The sequence below is a fragment of the Arthrobacter sp. H41 genome, from assembly GCF_000520535.1.
Classification (GTDB): Bacteria; Actinomycetota; Actinomycetes; order Actinomycetales; family Micrococcaceae; genus Arthrobacter_D.
The window spans coordinates 17,857-23,091 of record NZ_KI914806.1; the positions used below are offsets into that span (position 1 = coordinate 17,857).

The window sequence follows — 5,235 nt, forward strand, 5'->3', positions numbered from 1 at the left end:
AGCGCCGGCAGGAACACCGACGACGGCGCCCGCCGGTGAGTGGGCGCGGAGCCGGCGCACCCGTAACCGGATCAGGGATCAGCCCTCCGGGGCACCTCACCGCACGCGAGCTGATCGACGTCGTCCTTGATCCCGGCTCCTTCTCCTCCTGGGATTCGCCGGTAACCGAACCGGTCGAGGGCCGGGAAGGGTACGCCGAGGAGCTGGCGCGAGCGCGGGAGAAGAGCGGCGTCGATGAATCGGTCCTCACCGGGGAGGGACTGATCCGGGGCCGCCGCGTCGCTGTCCTCGTCTCCGAATTCCGCTTCCTCGCCGGGTCGATCGGATCTGCTGCGGCCCGCCGGATCGTCGCGGCGATCGAGCGGGCCACGCGTGAGAAGCTCCCGCTCCTGGCAGGCCCGGCGTCGGGCGGCACCCGGATGCAGGAGGGCACCCCTGCCTTCCTCGCCATGGTGGACATCACCGGAGCAGTCCGGGCGCACCGGCAGGCCGGCCTGCCCTACCTGGTCTACCTGCGGCATCCCACGACCGGCGGTGTGATGGCGTCCTGGGGATCGCTGGGCCATGTGACCGTCGCCGAACCGGGGGCGCTCCTCGGGTTCCTTGGCCCGCGGATCTATGAGGCGCTGTACAGCCGGCCCTTCCCGGAGGGCGTCCAGACCGCGGAGAACCTCTTCGACAAGGGGTTGATCGACGCCGTCGTCAGCCCCACCCAGCTGTCGGGAATCATTGACCAGGCCCTCAACGTCCTCGTAGCGACCCCCGGTGAGCCCCCGACGGCTCCGGAGACGCTGAAAGCCCGACCCGCGGAGAGCTCGGCGTGGTCGTCCATTCTCATTTCACGGAACCGGCGGCGCCCCGACCTGCGGCGCCTGCTCGCGTTCGGCGCCTCTGATGTCCTTCCCCTCAACGGCACCGGCCAGGGCGAGAAGGATCCGGGCCTGTTCCTGGCGCTGGCGCGCTTCGGCGGTCAGCCCTGCGTGGTGCTGGGCCACCAGCGCCCCCGGCGGAACGACGACGCCGCCATGGGCCCGGCTTCTCTCCGCGAGGCGCGGCGCGGCATGAAACTCGCCGAGGAACTCGGGCTGCCGCTGCTGACCGTCATCGACACCGCCGGAGCGGCTCTCTCGCAGGAGGCGGAAGAGGGTGGACTTGCAGGCGAAATCGCCCGCTCCCTGCACGACCTCATCGGGCTGACGTCGCCGTCGGTCTCGGTGCTCCTTGGCCAGGGGGCCGGCGGCGGGGCGCTGGCGCTCCTCCCGGCGGACCGCACCATTGCGGCCCAGCACGCCTGGCTCTCACCGCTGCCTCCCGAGGGGGCGAGCGTCATCGTCCACCGGAGTACGGAATTCGCCGACAGGATGTCGAATGCGCAGGGGGTGAATGTCGCCGCGCTGCATGCCCGCGGAATCGTGGATCACGTGGTGGATGAACGGCCGGACGCCGCCGAGGAGCCGCGCGCATTCTGTACGCGGCTCGGAGCCGCCATCGAATATGAGCTCTGGTCCGTGGCGTCCCTGCCCGTTGAAGCGCGGAGGCTCCGGAGGATCGAGAAGTACCGGGTCCTGGCCGACTGAGGCGGCGCTACCGCGGCGCGTGCTGCCCGCGGGACCGGAAGATCTGCATCTGGCGGAACCTGCGCTGCAGGCTGTCCCGGCGGGGACTGAGTTCGGTTCCGGGCTCCTCGGCCGTCAGGTCGATATGCCGCGCTCCGTAGTGCCACAGCAGCATGTCATCGAGCAGGCGGTCGGGCCCGGGGGAGTAGCGGTGATCGAGCGCCCGCCGCACCGTGGTGATGGTGTCCGCCTGCAGCAGCGCAGCGAGTTCGATGGTGGTTTGGAGTTCGTGGGCGGCCAGCAGCTCGGCCGCCCACCCCCAGTTGTCGTCGGCTTTCCGGTCCACGTGCGGAAGCAGGGTCTGCCAGACGTGCCGGATCCGGTTGGGCGTCAACGGTGCGCTGCCCTCCCCGTCCTCGTCCCAGAAACCCGTGACCGTCTCGTACCGCTCATGCAACTCGGCGAAGGCCGACTCGACGGTTTCGAGCATGGCCGCAGTACCGGTGAACTGGCGGTCGAAATAGGGGCTCCATGCCTTGGGGTTCGAGGCCTTGAACCGGATGTCGTGCTCGATCTCCGACCAGGCGTGGGCGAGGACCGTGCGGATCTGCACCTCGAAGAGGTAGCTCCCACCCGCCCTGGATTCGGGGTCCTGGGCCTGCTGGAACCGGCGCACGGCGTCATTGTGGATGGTGCGCATGATGAGGTGGCGGCTCGAATACCCGTAGGTGCCGGATTCGATGGAACCGATGTCCTTCTCGCGGTCCCCCCGGCAGTCGAATTCCTGCCGCTGGCGTTTGATGAGGTTGGCGGCGAGGTCCACCTCGTGGGGCAGCGTGGTGATCACGCGGACGCCCACGAGGTCCGTCAGGTTGCGCATCGGCTCGGGGAACACGAGCGTGGGTGCGGCGTCGGGCTCCGATGAGGCGAGCGTGCGCGACGCCTTGTCCCGGAAGGACTCCACGGTCTTGGTGCGTGCAGTCACGAACAGCGGATGCAATTCCGAGGAGTCGAAGATCCCCTGCATGCTCCTGCGCATTTCCTCGGTCACCTCCACCAGGGCGGGCCGGATGCGTTCGAATTCACGGGTGCTCGCTTCGACTGCGGGGCGCAGGCGGTGGTCGAGGTCGTCCCAGGCGCTCAACGGTGCCTCCAGTTCCAGTGGTGTTCCCTCATCCTAACTTCCACAGGGGAACGGCTAGGCTTCCCCCTGTGGAGCATCCAAAACGGCGTACGATTCTGGCCCTGACGGCGGCTGTCGTGGCGGCGGTCACGGCAGCGTGCACGCGCCGTCCAGCCGGCCGGACTCCAGCGGCCAGCGCTGCGGCCGTTCCACCCGAGCGATACGCTTACGGCGGAGACCCGAGCCAGTTCGCGGACCTCTACCTGCCGGCCGGGCAGGCCGTAGCCGGCGTCATCGTCATCATCCACGGCGGGTACTGGCGCTCGACGTACGGCGCTGAGCTGGGTGAACCCCTCGCGCAGGACCTGGTGCAGCGCGGGTACGCGTGCTGGAACCTCGAATACCGCCGCGTCGGCAACGGCGGCGGATGGCCTGCCACCTTCGATGACGTGGCAGCCGGCATCGACCTTCTCGCCACGGCGGCCGAGGAGCACGGTTTCACCACGGGCGCGACGGCGGCACTCGGCCACTCCGCGGGCGGCCACCTTGCCGTGTGGGCGGCAGGGCGGGCCACCCTCCCCGCCGGTGCCCCAGGCAGTGGGACGCCCCGGGTGAAGCTGCGCGCGGTAGTGAGCCAGTCCGGAGTGCTGGATCTGGCGGACGCGCAGCGACTCGGCCTGAGCAACGGCGCAGTGGAGAGCCTGCTGGGGGCAGGTCCCGGCGACGACCCCGAGCGCTACCGCCTCGCCGATCCCATGGCCGCCGTTCCCCTCGACGTTCCCGTGTTCGCGCTCCACGGGGAGGATGACGCCACAGTGCCCCTCAGCCAGTCCACCAGCTATGTCGACGCCGCACGGCGGGCGGGAGCCGAGGCCACGCTGACCGTCATCCCGGGTGACCACTTCGCCATGATCGAGCCCGGTACCCGTGCCTGGGAGCGCGTGGTCGGGACCCTCGAGCGTGCCCTCGGCAGTGCCCGGGACTGAGCGGAACCCCTGCTTCGGAGACGAGCTCAGTTCAGCGGGCGTGTCCCTTCCGGAAGGGCGCCGTCCGCGAGGAGACCGGCCGCAGAGTCGGCGAGGGCGGTGAGGGCCACGCGCTGCGTCCAGGGGCCATAGGAGATGCGTGCCACCCCGAGTTCCTGCAGTTTCGATGGGGCGAGCGAGCCCGGCACGTTGATGACGCTGACGCGCTGCTGCCCGATTCCCTCCACAAGCGCCCGGACCGTGGGCTCATCGAGCAGGCCCGGCACGAAGACGCTTGCCGCACCGACCTCGAGGAACGCTCGTCCACGCTCGATCGCATCCGCCAGGACGTCGTCCCGGCTGCGGTCGGCCGCCTTGAGGAAGGCGTCGGTGCGGGCATTGAGCACGAAGTCGATGCCTTCTGCCTGGCCGGCCTTCACTGCAGCCTCCATCTGGGCCACGGCATCGGCGAGCGGTCGCATCTGGTCCTCGATGTTGGCCCCCACGATGCCGGCGCCGATCGCGCGCCGCACGGTGTCCCCGGGATTGCCGTAGCCCGATTCGAGATCGGCGCTGACGGGAAGGGAGGTTGCAGCGGCGATGCGTCCCACGGCTTGGATCATGAGGTCCACAGGGATGTTCTCGCCGTCGTCATAACCGAGTGATGCAGCAATGGAGTGGCTCGCGGTGGCCAGTGCCTCCGTCCCGGGCACAGCGGCGATGGTCTTCGCCGTGATGGCGTCCCATACATTGATCACCTGCAGGATCTTCGGCGACGTGTGAAGGCGCAGCAGTTCGGTTGCCTTGGTGGGCAGGTCCATGGCTGGTGTGTGCTGAATAGTCATGAGGACACCCTACGGCTGCGGTCGGCCAGCCAGGACGCAGCACCGGTGATGTCCGAGGGGTGCACTCCGTGGCCGCCCGGACGCATCGAGCGAGTGAGCCGGGCTCCGCGGCTTTCGAGCACTGCCGCCAACTGCTCCACGCTCGCCGGCGGTGCCATGGGATCGGCGTCGCCATTGAACAGCGCGACGTCGGCGGCGGACAGATCGGCATCGACAGTGTGTCCCTCCAGCGGATACATTCCCGAGAAGGCAACAACGCCGTCCAGCGCTTCCGGATGGAGGATGGCCGCAGCCAGGCCGATGTTGGCCCCGTTCGAAAATCCGACGGCGATGACCTCCCGCCCACCGATGCCGTACGCCTCGCGGGCCCACGCCAGGAACGCCGCGAGTTCACCGGCCCGGCGGATCACGTCGTCGACGTCGAACACACCCTCCCCGAAACGCCGGAACCAGCGGTTGCTGCCATGTTCCTGCACCGGACCGCGCGGCGAAAGGACACCGGCCTGTGGTGCCAGACGTGCGGCAAGGGGCAGAAGGTCGGATTCACTTCCACCGGTTCCGTGCAGCAGCAGCAGCACGGGTGCATCGGTGCTGCCCGGTTCGAAGACGTGCGGCCAGGCGTGGTGTCCGGTCATGGTCAGCTCCTATTCAGAAATGGTCTGGACGGCGGGGTTGTTCTCCCCGGGAAGTTCGATCTTCGCCACCGCGGAGGAGATGGCTTCACGGTTCGGCTCGAGCCACGGCGG

5 protein-coding genes are annotated in these 5,235 nt (G+C 69.2%); 2 read left to right on the plus strand and 3 right to left on the minus strand.

Annotated features, from left to right (window positions below; translation table 11 throughout):
- The first annotated feature begins 77 nt into the window (after window positions 1–77).
- A complete protein-coding gene (locus Y705_RS0111550) occupies window positions 78–1,577 on the plus strand; it encodes a carboxyl transferase domain-containing protein (RefSeq protein ID WP_026532970.1) in 1,500 nt (499 codons plus the stop codon).
- 7 nt (window positions 1,578–1,584) lie between these two features.
- Here the strand turns inward: Y705_RS0111550 and Y705_RS0111555 are convergent, their stop codons facing one another.
- A complete protein-coding gene (locus tag Y705_RS0111555; RefSeq protein ID WP_026532971.1) occupies window positions 1,585–2,700 on the minus strand; it encodes a GTP pyrophosphokinase in 1,116 nt (371 codons plus the stop codon).
- Window positions 2,701–2,768: 68 nt separating this feature from the next.
- Between Y705_RS0111555 and Y705_RS0111560 the strand changes: the two genes are divergently transcribed.
- On the plus strand, window positions 2,769–3,665 hold the full coding sequence (locus Y705_RS0111560) for an alpha/beta hydrolase family protein (protein WP_444826185.1): 897 nt from the start codon (window positions 2,769–2,771) through the stop codon (window positions 3,663–3,665).
- A 26-nt stretch (window positions 3,666–3,691) separates the two neighbouring features.
- On the opposite strand, the gene Y705_RS0111565 is transcribed toward Y705_RS0111560, so the two are convergent.
- Window positions 3,692–4,465, minus strand: coding sequence for an isocitrate lyase/PEP mutase family protein (locus Y705_RS0111565; protein ID WP_026532973.1), 774 nt, complete (start codon window positions 4,463–4,465; stop codon window positions 3,692–3,694).
- A 20-nt stretch (window positions 4,466–4,485) separates the two neighbouring features.
- The gene (locus Y705_RS0111570) at window positions 4,486–5,124 is read right to left on the minus strand and encodes an alpha/beta hydrolase (protein WP_026532974.1); all 639 of its coding nucleotides are present in this window, start codon (window positions 5,122–5,124) and stop codon (window positions 4,486–4,488) included.
- Window positions 5,125–5,235 lie beyond the last annotated feature (111 nt).